The 20025-nt window shown below is 71.7% G+C and carries 17 protein-coding genes and 1 riboswitch; of the genes, 12 read left to right on the top strand and 5 right to left on the bottom strand.

Annotated elements, in window-relative coordinates; all coding sequences use genetic code 11:
• Positions 1 to 7: 7 nt before the first annotated feature.
• The gene (locus ACIBI5_RS44090) at positions 8 to 1246 is read right to left on the bottom strand and encodes a M24 family metallopeptidase (protein ID WP_397256247.1); all 1239 of its coding nucleotides are present in this window, start codon (positions 1244 to 1246) and stop codon (positions 8 to 10) included.
• Positions 1239 to 2147: an NAD(P)-dependent oxidoreductase gene (locus tag ACIBI5_RS44085; RefSeq protein WP_397256245.1), complete on the bottom strand. Its 909-nt coding sequence runs from the start codon at positions 2145 to 2147 to the stop codon at positions 1239 to 1241. Before ACIBI5_RS44085 ends, ACIBI5_RS44090 begins: the two co-directional genes overlap by 8 nt.
• Before the next feature lie 63 nt (positions 2148 to 2210).
• On the opposite strand from ACIBI5_RS44085, the gene ACIBI5_RS44080 reads away from it, so the two are divergent.
• The 5 genes from ACIBI5_RS44080 (at position 2211) to ACIBI5_RS44060 (ending at position 7613) form a co-directional block, all read left to right on the top strand.
• Complete coding sequence (locus ACIBI5_RS44080) at positions 2211 to 3107, top strand: hypothetical protein (RefSeq protein WP_397256244.1); 897 nt, start codon at positions 2211 to 2213, stop codon at positions 3105 to 3107.
• Positions 3104 to 4264 carry an MFS transporter gene (locus tag ACIBI5_RS44075; protein ID WP_397256242.1) on the top strand — a complete coding sequence of 387 codons (1161 nt, stop codon included), beginning with the start codon at positions 3104 to 3106 and terminating at the stop codon, positions 4262 to 4264. The genes ACIBI5_RS44080 and ACIBI5_RS44075 overlap by 4 nt, the downstream gene beginning before the upstream one ends.
• Complete coding sequence (locus ACIBI5_RS44070) at positions 4261 to 5289, top strand: LacI family DNA-binding transcriptional regulator (RefSeq protein WP_397256240.1); 1029 nt, start codon at positions 4261 to 4263, stop codon at positions 5287 to 5289. Before ACIBI5_RS44075 ends, ACIBI5_RS44070 begins: the two co-directional genes overlap by 4 nt.
• An 81-nt stretch (positions 5290 to 5370) precedes the next feature.
• Positions 5371 to 6759 (top strand): sensor histidine kinase, encoded by a 1389-nt coding sequence (locus ACIBI5_RS44065; RefSeq protein WP_397256238.1) that lies wholly within the window; start codon positions 5371 to 5373, stop codon positions 6757 to 6759.
• 32 nt (positions 6760 to 6791) lie between these two features.
• Positions 6792 to 7613, top strand: coding sequence for an SAM-dependent methyltransferase (locus ACIBI5_RS44060; RefSeq protein WP_397256236.1), 822 nt, complete (start codon positions 6792 to 6794; stop codon positions 7611 to 7613).
• A gap of 232 nt (positions 7614 to 7845) precedes the next feature.
• Here ACIBI5_RS44060 and ACIBI5_RS44055 read toward each other — a convergent pair whose 3' ends face one another.
• On the bottom strand, positions 7846 to 9183 hold the full coding sequence (locus ACIBI5_RS44055) for a cation:dicarboxylate symporter family transporter (RefSeq protein WP_397256235.1): 1338 nt from the start codon (positions 9181 to 9183) through the stop codon (positions 7846 to 7848).
• 100 nt (positions 9184 to 9283) lie between these two features.
• Between ACIBI5_RS44055 and ACIBI5_RS44050 the strand changes: the two genes are divergently transcribed.
• From ACIBI5_RS44050 to ACIBI5_RS44025, 6 genes are read left to right on the top strand one after another with little or no spacing between them, the layout of a single operon-like run.
• Positions 9284 to 10732: an ATP-binding protein gene (locus ACIBI5_RS44050; RefSeq protein ID WP_397256233.1), complete on the top strand. Its 1449-nt coding sequence runs from the start codon at positions 9284 to 9286 to the stop codon at positions 10730 to 10732.
• The gene (locus tag ACIBI5_RS44045; protein ID WP_397256231.1) at positions 10729 to 11394 is read left to right on the top strand and encodes a response regulator; all 666 of its coding nucleotides are present in this window, start codon (positions 10729 to 10731) and stop codon (positions 11392 to 11394) included. Before ACIBI5_RS44050 ends, ACIBI5_RS44045 begins: the two co-directional genes overlap by 4 nt.
• 60 nt (positions 11395 to 11454) lie before the next feature.
• A complete protein-coding gene (locus ACIBI5_RS44040; RefSeq protein WP_397256229.1) occupies positions 11455 to 13503 on the top strand; it encodes an N-acetylneuraminate synthase family protein in 2049 nt (682 codons plus the stop codon).
• Entirely contained in the window at positions 13503 to 14480 is a 978-nt protein-coding gene (locus ACIBI5_RS44035) for a glycosyltransferase family 2 protein (protein ID WP_397256228.1), read from the top strand. The genes ACIBI5_RS44040 and ACIBI5_RS44035 overlap by 1 nt, the downstream gene beginning before the upstream one ends.
• The gene (locus ACIBI5_RS44030) at positions 14477 to 15718 is read left to right on the top strand and encodes a polysialyltransferase family glycosyltransferase (protein WP_397256226.1); all 1242 of its coding nucleotides are present in this window, start codon (positions 14477 to 14479) and stop codon (positions 15716 to 15718) included. Before ACIBI5_RS44035 ends, ACIBI5_RS44030 begins: the two co-directional genes overlap by 4 nt.
• A gap of 42 nt (positions 15719 to 15760) precedes the next feature.
• A complete protein-coding gene (locus ACIBI5_RS44025; RefSeq protein ID WP_397256224.1) occupies positions 15761 to 16708 on the top strand; it encodes an FkbM family methyltransferase in 948 nt (315 codons plus the stop codon).
• 12 nt (positions 16709 to 16720) lie between these two features.
• Here the strand turns inward: ACIBI5_RS44025 and ACIBI5_RS44020 are convergent, their stop codons facing one another.
• Both ACIBI5_RS44020 and ACIBI5_RS44015 read right to left on the bottom strand, forming a co-directional pair.
• Positions 16721 to 17902 (bottom strand): DUF6716 putative glycosyltransferase, encoded by a 1182-nt coding sequence (locus ACIBI5_RS44020; protein ID WP_397256222.1) that lies wholly within the window; start codon positions 17900 to 17902, stop codon positions 16721 to 16723.
• Entirely contained in the window at positions 17899 to 18819 is a 921-nt protein-coding gene (locus ACIBI5_RS44015) for a hypothetical protein (protein ID WP_397256221.1), read from the bottom strand. The genes ACIBI5_RS44020 and ACIBI5_RS44015 overlap by 4 nt, the downstream gene beginning before the upstream one ends.
• A gap of 84 nt (positions 18820 to 18903) precedes the next feature.
• Here ACIBI5_RS44015 and ACIBI5_RS44010 point away from each other — a divergent pair, with 84 nt between their 5' ends.
• Positions 18904 to 19728 (top strand): aldo/keto reductase, encoded by an 825-nt coding sequence (locus ACIBI5_RS44010; protein WP_397256219.1) that lies wholly within the window; start codon positions 18904 to 18906, stop codon positions 19726 to 19728.
• Positions 19729 to 19880: 152 nt separating this feature from the next.
• A riboswitch (cyclic di-AMP (ydaO/yuaA leader) is annotated at positions 19881 to 20017 on the top strand.
• Positions 20018 to 20025: the final 8 nt, after the last annotated feature.

Here is a 20025-nt window from a genome sequence, read left to right as displayed (position 1 = left end):
TCCCGGTTCAGTACGGGTTGGCGATGACGAGGTCCTGCGCGGGAAAGAGCGTGAGCAGGCGGGCGCCGTCCTCGGTGACGACGACCTCCTCCTCGATGCGGGCGGCGGAGAAGCCGTCGCTCGCCGGGCAGTACGTCTCCAGCGCGAAGACCATGCCGGGACGCAGTTCGACCGGCTCGCGCATGCTGTTGAGCCGCGAGATGATCGGCCGCTCGTGCAGGCCCAGGCCCAGGCCGTGGCCGAACTGCAGGCCGAAGGCGGCCATCTCGTTCTCGAAGCCGAACTCCTGCGCCCTGGGCCAGAGCGCGGCGATCTGGTCGGTGCCCGCTCCGGGCTTGACCGCGGCGATGGCGGCGTCCATCCATTCGCGGGCCCTGGCGTAGGCCGCGCGCTGGGCGGCGGTGGCGCTGCCGACGCCGAAGGTGCGGTAGTAGCAGGTCCGGTAGCCGTTGAAGGAGTGGATGATGTCGAAGAAGGCCTGGTCGCCGGGGCGGATGAGGCGGTCGGAGAAGTTGTGCGGGTGCGGGTTGCAGCGTTCGCCGCTGACCGCGTTGACCGCTTCGACCTGGTCGGAGCCCATCTCGTAGAGGCGCTTGGCGACCAGCGCGACGATGTCGTTCTCGCGTATGCCGGGCCTGAGCGCCTGGACCACGTCGTGGTAGACGCCGTCCACCATGGCGGCGGCCTGGTTGAGCAGCGTGATCTCGTCGGCGGACTTGATCTCGCGGGCGTTCAGCATGTGCTGCTGGGCGTCACGTACCCGAAGCCCCTGACGCTCCATCTCGAACAGGAACGGCGGCTCCACGAGGTCCACGCCGACCGGGGCGGACGGGTCGTCCAGCAGGTCCTTGAGCTGGGTGACCGCCTCCCTCATCAGGCCGGCGCTCGGCGCGATCGCGCCGCGCAGGCCCAGCATGCCGGCGTGGCAGTCGGCCGGGTCCAGCCACGGGCTGAACAGGCGGTGGTGGCGGGCGGCCGAGCCGAAGTCCCAGAGCATCGGCGGCTTGTCCCTGGTCAGCAGCGCGTATCGGGTCATCTTGTCCCCGAGCGCGCCGCCGATCCAGGTCTGCGTGACGTAGCGGATGTTGTAGAAGTCGAACAGCAGGAACGCGCCGCACTCGCCGGCCTCCAGGGCCGCGCGGGCCCGTTCCAGCCGGTAGGCGCGTAAGCGGCCGAAGTCGACGCGCTGCTCGAAGTCGACCGCCATGTGTCCGGGCGCGGGCAGCGGCCGCGCGTCCTCAGGCACGGCCCAGCCCGTCGTCGACGGGCACGTTCTCCGGCTTCAGCTCCAGGCCCGAGGCGGCGGCCTGCAGGTCGAGCAGGATCGCGAAGTCCTCCTCCACCCGGCCGGTGCTGACGCCGGCCTGGACGAGCTGGGCGGTCAGCGCGGCCAGCGGCATGGGCACGCCGAGCTCGCGGGCGCAGGCCAGGCCCAGGTCGAAGTCCTTGCGCAGCAGGACGGGGGTGAAGGTGGGGGTGTAGTCGAGGTTGACGAAGGCCGGTGACTTGTAGCGGGTGAACACCGAGCCCATGACGCTGTTGTTGAGGAACTCCAGGAAGGCGTGGCGGGACACGCCGCCCTTCTCGGCCAGCACGGTGATCTCCGCCAGGCACTGGGTGACCACGCCGAGCATGAGGTTGTGCGCGATCTTCACCAGCCGGGCGCTCTCGCCCTCTCCGGCATAGGTGACCGCCCTGCCCAGACGGACCAGCAGCGGCTCCGCCCGGTCGTAGTCCTCGCGCGGCCCGGAGACCACCAGGCTCAGCCCGCCCGCGGCGGCCACCTTCGCGTTGCCGCTCACCGGCGCCGCCAGGAAGGCCGCGCCGCGCTCGGAGCAGGCCAGCCTGGCCTGCGCTGAGGCCTGCGCGGAGACGGTCGAGCAGTCCACGACCAGGCCGGGCGCCCGCTCGCCGCCGAGCAGCTCGCCCAGCACCTCGGCGAGATCCTCCGAGGTGGACAGCATGGTGAACACCACCTCGCGATCGCGCAGCTGAGCGATCGAGGAGGCCAGCGTGGCGCCGAGCTCCGTGAGCGGCTCGGCCTTGGCGCGGGTGCGGTTCCAGACGGCCAGGTCCGTACCGGGCCCGGCCAGGCGTGCGGCCATGGCGTATCCCATGCGGCCGGTGCCGATCCAGCCGACTCTCATCGTGCCTCCTCGTCGTTACGCAATCGATTGCGCTGCCAGCAGCATGGGAGTATATTCCCCAACATGTCAAGAGCAAAGCAATCGACTTCGCTGACATTAGGCGCCTTCAGCCCCTCGGTGCCGTTGCGGGTGTGCCGCCGCCTCGGGCTGCTCGACGCGTACGGGCTGACGGTGGCCGAGGAGCCGGTCGCCTCCTCGCCCGCGCAGTTCCGCGCGCTGCTGGACGGCCGGGTGGACGCGGTGCTGACCAGCCCGGACAACGTGCTCGCCTACCGCTTCACGGCCGGCAACCCGCTCGGCGAGACGGCCGACGTGCGCATCGTCTCGGCGGTCGACCGCGGCCTCGGCCTCGGCCTGTACGCCCATCCGGCCCTCCACCTGCCCACGCCGTCCAGGCCGGTGACCGCCGGAGTCGACGTGCCCGGCTCGGGGTTCGCCTTCGGGCTCTACACGCTGATGGAGCACGTGGGCCTGCGCGAGTACCGGGTCGAGGCCATGGGCTCCACTCCCCGCCGCCTGGAGGCGCTGCTGGCCGGGCGGTGCGAGGTCACGATGCTCAACGCGGGCAACGAGCTGATCGCCGAGGACCGGGGCATGGTACGGCTGGCCGGGCTGGCCGAGGTCTGCGGGCCGTACCTGGGAACCGTGCTCGCCGCCAAGGGCCCGGACCTCGTGGCGGCGCGGGCGCTGGCCGGAGCGCTGCGCGAGGCCTGCGACCGCATCCTGGCCGGGACGGCGGACGCGCTCGTGCTCGAAGAGGCCGGGGCGGCGCTCGGCCTGACCGATTCGCCGGCCCGCCGCTACCTCCGGCGCCTCAAGGACCCGCTCGAAGGGCTGATCCCCGGCGGCGCCGTCGACCAGGGCGCGCTGCGCACCGTACTCGGCCTGCGGCTGCGCCATCTCCCCGACGAGGGGCTGGTGGGCGCCCTCGACCCCGCTCGTGGTCTGATCGAGGTATGACCCCCGCCCCCCGACTGCTCCTGGCCGTCCCGTTCGTCAGCACGCTCGACCGCTTCGCCATGCCGCCCATGATGGTCTCGATGGCCGCCCAGCTCGGGCTGCCGTTGTCGCAGGTCGTGCACGCGATCGGCGCCTATGTCCTGGCGTACGGGATCATGCAGCCGGTCTGGGGGATGGTCTCCGACCGGACGGGACTGGTCAGGACCATGCGGGTGGCGCTCGCGCTGGGCGCGGTGAGCACGATCGCCTCGGCGTTCACCGGCTCGGCGCTCGCGCTGGCCCTGACGCGCGGCCTGGCCGGGGCCTGCTTCGCCGCGGCGATCCCCGGCAGCCTGGTCTACCTGGGCGACACCGTCCCGGCCCAGCGCCGCCAGCGGGAGATCACGAACCTGATGGCAGGCGTGGCCGTGGGCACCGCGGTGGCCTCGACGGCCGCGGGCGCGCTGGTCCAGTACGCCACCTGGCGGGTCGCCTTCGCCGCGACCGGCCTGGCCGCGCTGGCCCTGGCGTGGGCGCTCGGCCGCCTGCCCGCTCCCCCGCGCTCGCGCGCCCACCTCGGCCTTCTCTCCCCGCTGGCCGCCGTCTCGCGCTCGCGGCCCGCGCTGCTCGTGCTCGCGCTCGCGTTCGTCGAGGGCGGCGTGCTCATCGGCGTGCTGACGCTGCTGCCCGCCGCCGTCGAGGCGGCGGGCGTGAACGCGGCCGTCGCGGGCGCCGTCACCGCCGCCTACGGCATCGCCGTCCTGGCGTTCTCGCAGCTCGTCGGCTTTCTCTCGCGTCGTGTGCACGCCTGGCGGCTCATCGCGTACGGCGCCGCCGCCGCGGTGGCCGCCTGCGCGCTGGTGGCGTTGTCCAGGTCGCCCGCCGCCGCTCTCGCCGGAGCGACGCTGCTCGGCGCGGCGTGGGCCGCCATGCACTCCTCGCTGCAGACCTGGGCCACCGAGGTGCTGCCCGCGGCCAGGGCGACGGTGGTGTCGGCGTTCGCCGGGTCCCTTTTCCTCGGCAGCGCGGTGGCCGCCGTCGTGGTCGCCGGTCTGGCCGAGCAGCACCGGTATGCTCAGATCTTCGGCTGGGCAGCGGCGCTGGCCGCTCCGCTCGGCCTCTTCGGGGCCCTGGGACGCAAACGATGGATCCGACCAGAAGGAGAGCCCGGCCGATGAAAGCCAACCGGCCATCCGCTCCGACTCTGCGCGACATCGCCGAGGCCGTGGGCGTCCACACCACCACCGTCTCGCGGGCGCTGAACCCCCGGACGCAGAACCAGGTCGGCGCCGACACCGTGCGCCGGGTGCGCAAGGCCGCCAAGGACCTCGGCTACCAGCCCAACCCGATCGCGCTCAGCCTGCGCACCTCCCGCTCGCGCACGGTCGGCCTGGTCATCCCCGACATCACCAACCCGCTGTTCCCGCCGATCGTGCGCGGCATCGAGAGCGCGCTGGAGGCCGGCGGCTACAGCGGGTGGATCGTCAACACCGACAACGACCCGCAGCGCGAGCGCAAGCTCATCGAGTCGCTGCGCTCGCGGCAGGTCGAGGGATTGATCGTGGCGACCGCGCGGCTGGAGCACCCGCTGCTGTCCGAGCTGCACGCGGCCGGTGTGCCGCTCGTGCTGGTCAACCGGCGGGTCGAGGGCATCGACGTGCCGTGCGTGACGGCCGACGACGCGGCCGGGGTGAGCGCCGCCGTCGCCCATCTGGCCGGGCTCGGGCACACGCGCATCGCCCACCTCGCCGGGCCGCAGACCACCTCGACGGGGACGGCCAGGGCCAAGGCGTTCCGGCATGCCGTACGGGATCTGGGACTGTCCGACGAGCCGGGGCTCGTCGTGGAGTGCGCGCAGTGGGGCGAGGAGGCGGGGGCGAGCGCGGCGCGCTCGCTGCTGGACGCGCGCACGGACGTCACGGCGGTGGTGGCGGGCAACGACCTGATCGCCCTGGGCTGCTACGACGTCTTCGGCGAGCGCGGGATCGACTGCCCCGGCGACATCAGCGTGGTGGGCTTCAACGACATGCCGTTCCTCGACAAGCTGCGCCCGCCGCTGACCACCGTGCACGTGCCGCACCACGACGTCGGGGTGGAGGCGGCGCGCATGCTGCTCGAGGGCATCGAGGATCCCGAGCGGCCCGCCCGGTCGCTGCTGCTGCCGGTCTCGCTGGTCGTCAGGGGTTCTACGGCACCCCGCTGAACCGGTCTTTTACCGTATGGATCGCGCAAACCTTTCGTCTCTTCCGCGTGCACGACAAATCACACTTAGTAGCCTCGGGACGTGTCACGCATATGGGCGGGGTCCCTGCGCGGACGGGTCACGCTCATCGCCACCGCAGTGGCCGCGTCCGTGCTGATCCCGGCTGGGGTCGGCGGCGTCGCGGTGGCCAGATCCGTGGTGGAGAACGGCCTGTGGCGCTCCACCCGCGAGGCGGCCTCACAGGTGTCCGCCCAGGTGCGCGACGGCGGCCTGCGCGGGGGCACGATCCCGCTGACCGACGCCACCGTGAACCTCATCCAGGTCGTCCAGCCGGGCGGGCGGGTCATCGCGCGCAGCGCCGCCGCCGCGAACATGCCGCCGCTCACCACGCTGTGGCCGCCGCCCGACAACCGCATCATGAGCTCCGTCAGGTGCCAGGACGAGCTGTGCGTCCATCTGAGCGCCATCCGGATCGACACCTCCCCCGACTCCCTCGTCGTCTACGCCGGCCGCGCCACTCCCGGCGTGCTGTCCACGCGGGTGCTGGAAGCCGTGGTGTTCACGCAGGTGGCGCTCCTGGTGGGGCTGGCGTCCTGGGCCACCTGGCTGGTCACCGGCCGCGCGCTGCGCCCCGTCGCCGTGATGCGCGCAGAACTCGACGCCGTCAACGCCAGCGACCTCAGCCGCCGCGTGGCCCAGCCCCCTGGCGACGACGAGGTGGCCGAGCTGGCCCGCTCCATCAACAGCACGCTCGCCCGCCTCGAACGCTCGGCCGACCAGCAGCGCCAGTTCGCCTCCGACGCCTCCCACGAACTGCGCACGCCCATCGCCGGCCTGCGCGCCCAGCTGGAGTCCGCCCAGCTCTACCCGGAGGACACCGACGTGAGCGAGCTCGTCGCCGGCGCCCTGCGCGACACCGACCGGCTGGAGGCCATCATCACCGACCTGCTCCTGCTGGCCCGCATCGGCTCGCGCGTGGACGTGGCCAAGGAGGCGGTCGACCTGTCGGAGCTGGTGCGCGAGGAGCTCATGGGCCGCCACGACCCCATCCCCGTGCGCGACGCCCTGGCCGGCGGCGTGATCGTCGAGGGGGTACGCATGCAGCTGTCTCGCCTGCTCACCAACCTCCTCGACAACGCCGAGCGCCACGCCGAGACCCACGTGACCATCTCCGTGGAGGCCGAGGAGGGCTACGCGGTCCTGGAGGTCGCCAACGACGGGGCCGAGATCCCGACGCAGGACCGCGAGCGCATCTTCGACCGCTTCACCCGCCTGGACGCCGCCCGCAGCCGCGACGCCGGCGGCACCGGCCTGGGCCTCGCGATAGCCCGTGACGTGGCCCTGGCCCACCGCGGCATCATCAGCGCCGAGGAGGCGCCCGGCGGCGCCCGCTTCGTGGTACGCCTCCCGCTGGCCCCCGGCCCACAGGAAATCGGACCCACACAATGGACAGATAACGCGAATCCATAGAAATCGCATCGCCCTGCCGCGATCATGTGGGGATGACGGAGCAGGCTCCCCTGGGCGTGGACCCGCGGATCCCGAACGCGGCCCGCATGTACGACTACTTCCTCGGCGGCAAGGACAACTTCCAGGCCGACAGAGAACTGGCCGAGCTGGTGCTGGCCGTCCTGCCCGAGGCCCGCGAGGGAGCGCTGCAGAACCGCCTGTTCATCGGCCGCGTGGTCCGCTACCTCGTGGACCAGGGGATCACGCAGTTCATCGACCTCGGCTCGGGGCTGCCCGCGCGGGAGAACGTGCACGAGGTGGCGCACCGGTACGCGCCCGAGGCCAAGGTCGTCTACGTCGACAACGACCCCGTCGTCTGCACGCACGGCCGGGCGCTGCTGGCCGACCCGGAACGGGTGCTGATGCTGGAGGCCGACGCCCGGCGGCCGGAGCACGTCCTGGGCGACCCCGGGGTCAGGAAGCTGATCGACTTCGAGCGGCCGGTGGCGCTGCTCATGATGTTCTTCCTGCACCTGGTGCCCGACTCCGACGACCCGCACGGGTTCGTGGCGGCGTACCGGGAGGCGCTCGCGCCCGGCGGCTACCTGGCGCTGACCCACCTGAGCACCGACTGGAAGAGCGAGCGCACACAGCAGATCGTCGAGGTCTACCAGCAGGCCAGCGCCCCGTTCTGCCCCCGTCCCGGCACGGAGATCGAGGCGTTCTTCGGCGACTTCGAGCTGATCCCGCCGGGGCTGGACACCGGCCTCGGCACCGTCTGGCCGTTCGCCGACCCCGAGGCCACGATGTTCCTGGACGAGGACCTGGCCCGCATGGGATACGCCGGCATCGGCCGCAAACCCACCCCTCTCTAGCGGTACGGCCCACGCCTCCCGAGGGCCCCGAGATCCCGTCTCCTGGAACCCCGGAGGGTCAGCCCTCCTCGGGCGGGAGCAGGGCGGAGAGGTGACCCCCAGGGCGGCGACCCCGGGCGGCGGCCCTCGGGCAGAGGAGTGGCCCTGGGGGTGTGACCCCCAGGGCCGTGACCCCCTCAGAGCGGTGACCCCCGAGGGGTTTGACCCGAGAAGGTGGTCTGGCGGGAAGGGGCTAGCTGACGGGTTGCATGTCGGGGGTGCGGGAGCCGGGCTTGTCGGGTGTGTGCTCGTCCTCGTCCAGCAACGTCGCCTCGTCGAACGGCGCCCGCCCCTCCAGCACGTCCAGGGCCCGCTCCCGGTCGAACTCCCTGGTCCACGTCCCCACCAGCACCGTCGCCACCGCGTTGCCCGCGAAGTTCGTCAGCGCCCGCGCCTCGGACATGAACCGGTCGATGCCGACGATGAGCCCGACCCCGTCCACGAGCTCGGGCCGGTGCGACTGCAGCCCGCCCGCCAGCGTGGCCAGCCCGGCCCCGGTCACGCCCGCCGCCCCCTTCGAGGCGATGACCATGAACAGCAGCAGGGAGATCTGCTCCCCCACCCCCAGCGGCGCCCCGGTGGCGGAGGCGATGAAGAGCGTGGCCATGGTCAGGTAGATGGCGGTGCCGTCGAGGTTGAAGGAGTAGCCGGTCGGCACCGTGATGCCCACGACCGGACGGCTGACGCCGAGGTGCTCCATCTTGGCGATGAGCCGCGGCAGCGCCGACTCCGACGACGACGTGGACAGGATGAGCAGGAACTCCCGCCCGAGGTAGCGCAGCAGCGACCACAGGTTGATCCGGGCGACCAGCCACAACATCGGCCCGAGCACCAGCCCGACGAACAGCAGGCAGGTCGCGTAGAAGCCGATCATGATGACGGCCAGCGACTGCAGCGCCTTGACCCCGGTCGAGCCCACCACCGCGGCGATCGCGCCGAAGGCGCCCACCGGCGCGGCCCACATGATCATGGCGAGGATCCGGAACACGAGCCGCTGGATGTGCCCGATGCCGTTGAGTACCGGCGTCGCCTTGGCGCCCATGGCCTGCAGGGCGAAGCCGGCCAGCAGCGCCACGAGCAGCGTCTGCAGCACCTGTCCCTCGGTGAACGCCGACACGAGCGTGGTCGGGATGATGCCGAGCAGGAAGTCCGTGGTGCTGGCCTCGCCGCCCTTGGCCGCCTCCGCCGCCGCCGACTCCTTGGCCGCGTCGGTCAGCTGCAGCCCGGCGCCGGGGTCGAGCATGTTGCCCACGACCAGGCCGATGACGAGCGCGACGGTCGACATGGCGATGAAGTAGCCGAGCGCGAGACCGCCGACCTTGCCGACCTTGGCCGCCTTGGTGACCGAGCCGACGCCGAGCACGATGGTGCAGAAGATGATCGGGCTGATCATCATCTTGATCAGCGCCACGAAGCCCGTGCCCAGGGGTTTGAGCTCCTTGCCGACGTCCGGCCAGACGAGTCCGATGGCGATTCCGGCCACCACCGCGACGATGACGGCCAGGTAGAGATAGCGGGTGCGATCACGCATGGGGGGTCTCCGGCTTTGGAGGAAACTTCTGGTTGTGCGACTATGCGCTGCACAGTGACCCAGGTCACCATTGCGTTCATTTCGTACATCGGGAGGATCGATGAGGCGCTGGAGCCTCGCAGGTCAGATGCTCCTACTGCAGTTGGTGGTGGTCGCCGTCACCGTGGCGGGCGGGGCGGTGCTGGCGGTGGTGCAGGCCCACCATCTGCTCACGGAGGAGGCGGCGAACACGGCGAGCGCGGTCGCGCAGACCGTCGCCACCTCGCCGGACGTGCTGGCCGGCCTCGGCGCGGCCGATCCGTCGGCGACGCTGCAGCCCTACGCCGAGCGGGTACGGCTGCGCACCGGCGTCGACTTCGTGACCATCATGAGGCCGGACGGCACCCGATACACCCACCCGAAACCGGCGGAGATCGGCAAGCGCTTCCTCGGCCACACGGCCCCGGCGCTGGCCGGGAACACCTTCACCGAGACCTACACCGGCACGCTCGGCCCCTCCAAGCGCGCCGTCACCCCGGTGACGCGCGACGGACGGGTCGTCGCGCTGGTCAGCGTGGGCTTCACGATCGACCGGATCACCGCCCGGCTCTACGACCAGCTCGTCTGGGGGCTGGTGGCCCTGCTGGCGCTGCTCGCGGGCGGGGCGGGCACCTGGCTGGTCACCGCCCGGCTGCGCCGCCAGACCCACGGGCTCGGGCCGGTGGAACTGGGGCGCATCCATGCCCACCACGAGGCGGTGCTGCATGCCGTACGGGAAGGACTGCTTCTCGTCGGCAGGGACGGGACGCTGACGCTCTGCAACGACGCGGCCCGCACGCTGCTGGAACTGCCGCCCGACGCGGAGGGACGGCCCGCGCCCGAGCTCGGCGAGGACCGCGTGCACCTGATCGGGGACCGGGTCCTGCAGGTGAGCAGCGCGCCCAGCGAGCTGGGCGCGGTGGTGACCGTGCGCGACCACACGGAGCTGCAGGCGCTGGCCGGGCAGCTCGACGCCGAGCGGGGCTTCGCCGAGTCGCTGCGCTCGGCGGCGCACGAGGCGGCCAACCGCCTGCACACCGTGATCACGCTGGTGGAGCTGGGGCGGGCCGAGCAGGCGGTGGCCTTCGCGACGGCGGAGCTGCGCTCGGCGCAGGAACTCACCGACCGGGTGGTGGGTTCGGTGCGCGAGCCGGTCCTGGCCGCGCTGCTGCTGGGCAAGAGCGCCCAGGCCGCCGAACGCGGCGTGGAGCTGGTGATCAGCGAGGACAGCCGGCTGGACGACGTGGAGATGGCGGCGCGCGACCTGGTGACGATCGTCGGCAACCTGCTGGACAACGCGATCGAGGTGGCCTCGCGCGTGGAGGTGACGGTGCGCACGGAACCGGACGGGATCCTGGTCAGGGTGAGCGACGACGGCCCGGGGCTGCCGGAACCGGAGGCGTTCGCGAAGGGATGGACGACCAAGGGCGACGGCAGGGGGCTCGGCCTCGCGCTGGTCGGCCAGGCGGTACGCCGCCTGGGCGGCACCATCGAGGTGGACGGCTCGGCCTTCACGGTGAGGCTGCCGTGATCTCCGTGCTCGTCGTCGAGGACGAGGAGATCACGGCCGAGGCCAACCGCATCTACGTGGAGCGCGTCCCCGGCTTCGAGGTGGCCGGGGTGGTCCGCTCCGGCGGCGAGGCGCTGCGCTTCCTGCGCGCCGGCCCGGTGGACCTGATCCTGCTCGACCTCTACCTGCCCGACATGCACGGACTCGAGGTCATCCGCGCCGTGCGCGCCGGCGGCCTGCTGTGCGACGTCATCGCCATCACCTCCGCGCGCGACCTGGCGATGGTGCGCTCCGCCGTTTCTCTGGGCATCTCGCAATACCTTCTCAAACCGTTCACCTTCACCGCCCTCCACGAGAAACTCGAGAGGTACGCCAGATTTCGCCAGGACGCCGGGCAGATCATCGGCCAGGGCGACGTGGACCGGGTCCTGGGCACGTTGCGCGGGACCTCGCGCCTGCCCAAGGGCATGCAGCAGGACACCCTGGACGCCGTCGCCGCGGAGCTGAGCACGGCCGAGGAGGGGATGTCCGCGCAGGCCCTGGGCACGGCGACCGGAATGTCGCGCGTCACCGCCCGCCGATATCTGGAATATCTAGTAGAAATCGGCTCAGCGGTACGGCTCCCGCGCTACGGGGGCGTCGGACGGCCAGAACTTCTCTACCGGATGACCCCGCGCAGTTAATTCGGGGTTCAATTCGGGGGCCTAGCTTCGGGTGGCACCTACGTATCTCAAGGAGTCACCTTGCGAGTCCTGGCCGTCATTCCCGCCCGCGGAGGTTCTGTGGGCGTCCCCCTGAAGAACCTCGCCCCGGTGGGCGGCATCCCGCTGGTCACGCGGGCCGTACGCGCCTGCGTGCGCGCGGAGCTGATCGACCAGGTCGTCGTCAGCACCGACCACGAGGGGATCGCCACCGCGGCGCGCGAGGCCGGGGCCCGGGTCGTGGACCGCCCGGCGGAGCTGAGCGGCCCGTCGGCCTCCAGCGAGTCCGCGGTGCTGCACGCGCTCGACACCGCGCGGGAAGAGCCCGAAGTCGTGCTTCTGGTGCAGTGCACCAGCGCCTTCATCGACCCGGCCGACCTCGACGTGGCGATCTCCAAGGTCCTGGACGGCGGGGCAGACGCGGTCTTCTCCGCGACCGCGACCCACGAGTTCCTATGGAACGCCGCGGGCGTCGGCATCAACCATGACCGCTCGGTACGCCTGCCCCGCCAGCAGCTCGACCCGCAGTACCGCGAGACCGGCGCCTTCTACGTCATGCGCGCGGCCGGCCTGCGCGAGCACGGCCACCGCTTCTTCGGCGAGGTCGCCGTCCAGCCGGTCTCCCCGAGCCACTCGGTCGAGGTGGACTCCGCCGCCGACCTGGAGATCGTGCGCGCGCTCGCCCCGTTCGTCGACACCCCTGAGCCGATCGACGTCGACGCCGTCATCACCGACTTCGACGGCGTGCACACCGACGACCGCGCCTACGTCGACTCCGACGGCCGTGAGATGGTCCTCGTCAACCGCTCCGACGGCATGGGCATCGCCCTGCTGCGCCGGGCAGGGGTCAAGCTGCTCGTGATGTCCACCGAGCACAACCCGGTCGTGGCCGCACGGGCCCGCAAGCTCGGCGTGCCGGTGCTGCAGGGGCTGGCCGACAAGGCGACGGTGCTGCGCGACTGGCTGGCCATCGAGGGCCTCGACCCGGCCCGCGTCGCCTACGTCGGCAACGACGTCAACGACCTCGGCCCGATGGGGCTGGTGGGCTGGCCGGTGGCGGTGCCCGACGCGCACCCCCGGGTACGTGCCGCCGCGCGCGTCGTGCTGACCAGGGCGGGCGGGGCGGGAGCCGTACGCGAGCTGTGTGACCGGGTGACGGCGGCGCGGCCGGAGCCCGTGGGCGAGCCCGCGCAGGTCCGTGCGGCGCTGCGGCTGAAGTCGGCGCCGGTGGCGGTCGGCGACATCCTGGTCGGCGACGACCAGCCGGTGTACATGATCGGCGAGATCGGCATCAACCACAACGGCGACCTGGAGCTGGCGCGCCGGCTCATCGACGTGGCGGCCGACGCGGGCTGCCAGGCGGTGAAGTTCCAGAAGCGCACGCCGTCGATCTGCGTACCGGTGGAGCAGCGCTCGCAGATCCGGCAGACGCCGTGGGGCGAGATGACCTATCTGGAGTACAAGGAGCGGACCGAGTTCGGCCGCGACGAGTACACCCAGATCTCCAAGTACTGCGACGAGCGGGGCATCCAGTGGTTCGCCTCGCCGTGGGACGTGCCCTCCGTGGATTTCCTGGAGGAGATGGACGTCCCGGTGCACAAGATCGCGTCGGCCAGCGTCGCCGACCGGGAACTGCTGCGCGCGCTCGCCGCGACCGGCAAGCCGCTCATCCTGTCGACCGGCATGTCCACGCTGCCGGAGATCGACGAGGCCGTCGAGATCCTCGGCACCGACAAGCTGATCATCATGCACGCCACCAGCACCTACCCGCTTCCTCCCGAGGAGGCCAACCTCCGCACGATCACCACGCTCAAGCAGCGGTACGGCGTGCCGATCGGCTACTCCGGACACGAGCGCGGCCTGCAGATCTCGCTGGCCGCGGTCACGCTCGGCGCGGTGGCGGTGGAGCGGCACATCACCCTCGACCGGACCATGTGGGGCTCCGACCACGCCGCCTCACTCGAACCGGCGGGGCTGGAGCACCTGGTGCGCGACATCCGCATCATCGAGCAGGCACTGGGCGACGGCGTCAAGCGCGTCTTCCCCGGTGAGGAGGCCCCCAAGGCCCGCCTGCGCCGCATCACCGTCTGATGGCGGCACTGCTCACAGTGATCGTCCCGGTGCGGGACGGCGAGGCCTACATCGGTGACTGCGTGGCCTCGCTGGCCCGCAACGCGCGGCCGGACTTCGAGTTCATCGTCGTGGACGACGGCTCCGTGGACGCCACCGGGCAGATCGTCGAGGACGCGGCGGTGCCGGGCCTGTCGGTGCTGCGGCACCTGACGCCGGTGGGCCTGGCCGACGCCCGCAATGCCGGGCTGGCCGCGGCCACCGGCCGCTACGTGAGCTTCCTCGACGGCGACGACTGGCTGGCCCCGGGTTACCTGGCCGAGATGGTCACCGCCATCGAGGGGCTCGGCTGCGACTTCGTCCGTGCCGACCACGTGCAGGTCACCGGCCGCAACCGGGTCGTGCACCGCGCTCCATGGGCCCGGCGGGGCGTGGTCGTCGACCCGAAGGAGGCGATCCTGCCCGCCGAGGTGAAGACCATGGTCGACTACCCGTACGCGTGGGCGGGGGTCTACCGGCGCTCGCTGCGCGACCTGCTGCAGTTCCCCGGATCGCTGCACACCGCCGAGGACCGGCCGTGGATCTGGCGGCTGCACCGCGAGGCGGCCACGTTCGCGGTGGTGTCGGCGGCCGGCGTCTTCTACCGGCGGCAGGTCTCCGGCTCGCTCACCCAGGTGGGCGACGAGCGGCAACTGCACTTCTTCGACGCCTTCGACCTGGTCTTCAAGGATCTCGAAGCACGGTATCTGAGCAAGGCGGTGCGCAACTTCTGCGCCCTGCTCGCTCACCACCTGGAGCTGGCCGACCGCTTCACCCCGGAGCTGCGCGCCCGCTTCACCGAGCGCGGGGCCGCCATGGTGCGCGGCCTGCCCGCCGACCTCGTGGCCGACTCGGTCGCGCGGATGTCCGTCGAGCGCGAGGAAGTGCTGCGCGCGCTCGTCCCCGACCTGCCCGGCAAGGCCCTGCGCCTGCGCCGGGACCGGGAGGAGCTGGCATGACGCAGGTGTTCTACGCCTCCACGCTCTACGGCGCGATGTCGCTGGCCGCGGCGATCGACGAGGGCGCCTTCGGCCCGCACGAGGGCCGGAGAACGCTGCTGGTGTCGAACAACGCCGCGGTGCCCGAGGTCTCGCTGCCGCTGGACGGCACGCCCGGTTTCGCGGTGCTGCGCTCGCGCTTCGACGAGGTGGTGTCGTGGAACGAGCTGATCGCGCCGCTGCACCCGTCGGCGTGGAAGGCCCGCGTCATCGAGGTGCCGATGCTGGAGCGGCTGCTGCGCACGCACCTCAGGCTGGACCGGGTCGACGAGCTGGTGCTGGAGTCGATCGCGGTGCCGCCCGCGCGCACGATCGCCGGTCTGGTGCGCGACTGCCCCATCACCGTCTACGCCGACGGCCTGATGAGCTACGGCCCCACCCGCGACCCGCTGCCCGCCGAGATCTTCCGCCGCATCACCCGCCTGCTCCACCTCGACCTGCTGCCGGGCCTGTCGCCCATGCTGCTCAGCGAGTACGGCGTGGCCGCCTCGACCATCTCCGACGACGCGTTCCTGCGGATCGTCACCGAGGTGGCCGCGACCGCCCCCGACATGCTGGCCGGTCAGGCGATGATCCTGGGCCAGTACCTGTCGGCGCTGGAGATCCTCACCCCGCAGGAGGAGGCGTCGCTGCACGAGTCGATGCTGCGCGCCCTGGCCGACCTCGGCTACTCCAGCGTCGTGTTCAAGCCGCACCCGGCGGCGGGACGCCGGCACGCCCGGCTGCTGCGGGCCGCGGCCGAGCCGCTCGGGGTGAAGCTGTCGGTGGCCGACGAGAGCGTGCCGGCCGAGGTGTGCTTCTCGGCGCTGCGGCCGGAGCTGGTCGTGGGCTGCTTCTCGACCGGGCTGGTCAGCGCCCGGCACTTCTACGGGCTGCCGGCCGCCGCGTTCGGGACCGAGCTGGTGCTGGAACGGCTGTCGCCGTACGAGAACAGCAACCGCATCCCGGCCACGATCGTGGACGCGCTGCTGTGCGACGGGCGGCCGCCGGTGGAAGAGGTGGTCCAGGCGGTCGGGTACTGCATGCAGCCGGAGTCCCATCCCGAGCTGCGTCCCCGGGCGGCGGCGTTCATCGAGGCCCACGGCAGTGGCCGCTACTTCAAGAAGCAGCGCCTTTCCGCGGTCGGCCTGCTGCCCGGCTCGGAGCAGCCGAGCCCGCTGTCGCGGCTCAAGAAGAAGCTGAGCCGGGCCCTGTCCTGAGATCTCCTGACATCCGCCCTGGCTCCGTGACAGGGTGGAGTCATGATCGGCAAGTTAAAGCACAGGCTCGCCGTCACCACGATGCGCGCCGCCCGCGCCGCCAACCGCAGTCGGCTGGCCCGGGTGCTGCTGCGTGGACGCAGCGTGCGCGGGCTGCCGCTGGTCAACGTCGTCTACCACCGCGTCTTCCGCATGGGCGTGGCCCCGGGCGCCGTCGTGGCCTACCGCGGCGTACGCCTGACCGGGCCCGCGTGGGACAACACGATCATGCCGTCGATCTCGGGCGGCTACTACGAGGAGTTCGAGGTCTCGCTCTTCGAGGACCTGGCCGCGCTCGGCGGGCTGGTCGCCGACGTCGGCGCCAACATCGGCGTCTACGCCTGCGCGGGCGGCGCCCGGATGCCGTCCGGGCGGCTGATCGCCTTCGAGCCGGTGCCGGAGAACCTCGGCCACCTGCGCGCCAACGTCGAACGCAACGGGCTGGGCGAGCGGGTCGAGGTGGCCGCGACGGCCGTGGGCGCGGAAGCCGGGTCCCTTGAGCTGCACCTGTCGGCTGAGCAGTCCGGCAAGCACTCGGCCGACGTCCGCAACGCCGGTCCCGGCGGCCGGTCGGTGACGGTCGCGATGACCACGCTCGACGCCTACCTCGACGGCCGCACCGCCGACCTGATCAAGATCGACGTCGAGGGTTACGAGGGCTTCGTGCTCAAGGGCGCCGCGGCCACGCTCGCCGCGCGCCCGGCGCTGCTGTTCGAACTGCACCCGGAGCTGCAGGCCAACTGCGGCTGCGACACCGGCGAGCTGCTCGACCTCGTCTACGCGCACTATCCCCAGGTCTATCTGATCGACGAGCTGCACAACACGCTGGTGCCGTGCGAGCGCGCCTACTTCGACCGTCCCGGCGCCGTGGGTCTCTACCGCTCGAACGTGGTCGCCGCGGGCCGCCCGGAGCACCTGGACGTGCTCCGGCCCCACCTCGCCCCAAGCTGACGCCCGGCTCGCTCAGCCGGCGCGCAGGGCCCGGGAGAGCCTGCGCTTGGTGCGGTAGCCGATGCGCAGCACCTCGGGCGGCACCTCCACCCGCAACCGCGCCCGCCGCCGGGCGGCCAGGTGCTCGGCTCCGTCGAGCAGCGAACGGGCCGGCTCGCGAGGGCCCGCCAGCAGCTCGTCCAGCAGGCCCACCCACGTCCCCGCCTCGGCCGCGTGGAAGTAGTTCGCCGCCCGCCACGCCCCCCGCGCCTCGCGGAAGGCCCCGTCGGCCAGGTCGTCGAGCGTGCCCAGCAGCCCGCTGCCGGTGAAAACCAGGTTGATCATCTCGGCGCTGACGCCGAAGTCCTCCAGCACCAGCGACGGCACGTCCCTGGCGATCGCCTCCAGCGCCGCGGTCGAGCTCACCGTCACGAACCCCGCCGCCACCGCCAGGTGCTCGTCCATCGAACCGGCGGCGAAGCGCAGCCGTCCCGGCTCGCCGAGCTCCTGCCAGAGCCGCTGATAGGGGTGACGCTCGTTGTGGGTCTGCCGCTCGCCGTCCAGGGCGCGCAGCTTGACCACGACGTCCAGGTCGGGGCGGCGATCGGCCAGCTTGGCCAGGGCAAGCAGCACCTGCTCGCGCTCCTCGCGGCCGCGCGGCACCTTGGCCTGCGTGGCGAAGACCACCCGGTCGCGCTCGCGTCCGTCCGGCTCGAAGCGGGCCCCGTCCTCCGGGACGCGCAGGAACGGCAGGCGGGCGAGCCCCACCCGCCCCCCTCCGCCGAGCCGGCCGGCCACCTCGCCGAACTCGGCCGCCTCCCGCTCGCTGTGCACGACGAACAGGTCGCACCCGCTGCGGAACAGCCAGGCCTTGTCGGTGGCGGGCACCGAGATGCCGGGCAGGCCGGTGACGAAGACGGGCCGGGGCCGCAGCTCGTCGAGCACCTCGGCGACCAGCACGTCCACCACCGGGCCCGTGCACGCCACCACGATCGCGTCGGGTCTGGTCCGCTGCGCCGTACGCCGCAAGGACCGCGCCGACAGCACCGGCGGCAGGGGACCGTCGCCGACGGCGGCGGCGATCTGCAGCGGCGAGGGCACGATCGGCGTGCGGACCACCGCGAGATCGCGCTCCCAGTCCCCGGGCAGGTCGGCGAGCAGGCAGGCCGCCCACTTCAGATACGAGTCAGAGTCGGCAACGGCCAGGATCCTCACCCGGCAACCCCCGTCAGATGTGAGCGAAGCGCCGGGGCCGCCCGGCTGGTCCACCAGTCGTCCGGCACCTCGACCGGTTCGACCGCGACCCCGCGGGTGCCGAGCAGCACACGCAGCGAGGTGATGGCGGTCGAGGGCAGGCTCAGGACGCGCTGGCTCGCGTCCAGGCCGCGAAGCGTGAGTTCGGCGGGTACCCCGGCGTCGTGCACGGTGATGCCGGGCCGTTCGCTGATCACGGCCACATCGACGGGGTCCTCGCGGCGGTGGGGAAAGTAGGCGAGCGGCTCGCTGGCGGCCAGCTCCGTCAGCCAGCGCAGGTAGCGCTCGCGGTGCACGAGCCCGTTGCGGACCAGCGAGGTGCCGAGCACGACCGTGCGCTCGGCCGGGCCGGGCGAGCGCAGGGGCTGCGCGCGCAGCCAGCCGAAGTCGTGGCAGATGAGGTCGATGCCGCGCTCGCGCACGGCGCCGGCGAGGTCGTCCTTGACGGGCAGCGCGGTGAACACCGCGGTGCTGGAGGCGGCCAGCCTGAGCGCCGCCGCCGTCCCGAGGACCCTGCGCGGCAGTCCCGCCTTGTGCCTGGCCCTCAGCAGCGCCCGATACGGCCCCGCGGCCAGCAGCTCAAGCAGCCGGAGCGTGGCCAGCCCGTCGTCCACGATGACGATGCGGCCCGGCCGCGAGGTCAGCCAGCGCAGCTGCACCCGCCCGGAGAAGGCGTCACCGACCACCTGGACCGGTCGCGGCATCTCCTCGCTCGGCCTGGCCAGCTCGAGCCCGTCGGGCAGGTCGAGCCCGGCCAGCTCGCGGCGCGTGGCCACGAGTGCGCGCTGACGCGCCCTCGGCACGATGACCGTGCGCTCACCGAGCAGCCCGGCGTGGTGGGCCTCGACGGCGCAGAGCATCTGGAGCGGCGATTCCACCCAAGCCCATTGCTTCTTCACGACGGGTTCAAGCTAGCCCGGTCGCCTTAAGCCGCAGGGAACGCCATATGAACAATGGGTCGCATGAACTCGCTGCTGCTCAACACCGACGGTGTGCAGATCCCGCAGCTCGGCTTCGGCGTCTGGCAGGTGCCCGACGACGAGGCCGAACGCGCGGTCGCCACCGCGTTTCAGGCGGGATACCGCCATATCGACACCGCCAGGCTCTACTACAACGAGGAAGGGGTGGGCCGCGCCTTCCGGGAGTCGGGGCTGCCACGGGAGAAGGTGTTCATCACGACCAAGCTCTGGAACGCCGACCACGGCCGCGCCGAGGAGGCCTTCGAGGAGAGCCTGGCCCGTCTGGGCCTCGACTACGTCGACCTCTATCTCATCCACTGGCCGGTTCCAGATCAGGACAAATACCTCCAGGCATGGAAGTCCCTGGAAAAGATCTACCGAAACGGCCGGGCGCGCGCGATCGGCGTATCGAACTTCGGCGTGGAGCACCTCACCAGGCTCATCGACGAGGCCGAGATCACCCCCTCGATCAACCAGATCGAACTGCACCCGAACTTCCCCCAGATCGAACTGCGCGCCTTCCACGAGGCCAACGGAATCCTCACCGAGGCGTGGAGCCCGCTGGGCCAGGGCAAGGGCCTGCTGAACGACCCCGCCCTCGCCACATTGGCCGGAAAACACGGCAAATCACCCGCGCAGATCGTGCTCCGCTGGCACATCCAGCTCGGCAACGTGGTGATCCCCAAGTCGGTCACGCCGGCGCGGATCAGGGAGAACATCCAGGTCTTCGGCTTCACGCTCGACCCGGAGGACATGGCTGCCATAGGAGCCCTCAACAACGGCACCCGTCTGGGACCTGATCCGGCAAATTTTAACTGGATGGGATGACCGGCTGGTGCGGCCTTTTGGCCGCACCAAGCCTTGGATGGTCATTTATGAGTTTGTAATCCCCTTGCCCCATGTATTACCTTCAGGTCATCCAAGGCATACGTCCGGGCTACCCGTTCGTTGCCAGACCATCGCACACACATCACAGGCTTTGCCTGTGACCGCTGAATCCGCACCCTCGCGGAACCGGGGACCCAGGTCCTTTGGGGTGAATCGGCGCCACGCGCCGTAGGGCAGCTTCCATGCCCGAACCCGTCAGCTAACCCGGTAAGCGGCATGGAAGCAAGGAGTCACCCC

The sequence above is a fragment of the Nonomuraea sp. NPDC050540 genome (assembly GCF_044457485.1).
Lineage (GTDB): Bacteria > Actinomycetota > Actinomycetes > Streptosporangiales > Streptosporangiaceae > Nonomuraea.
Note: the sequence above shows the minus strand (reverse complement) of the source record. Positions and strands in the feature narration are given on the sequence as shown.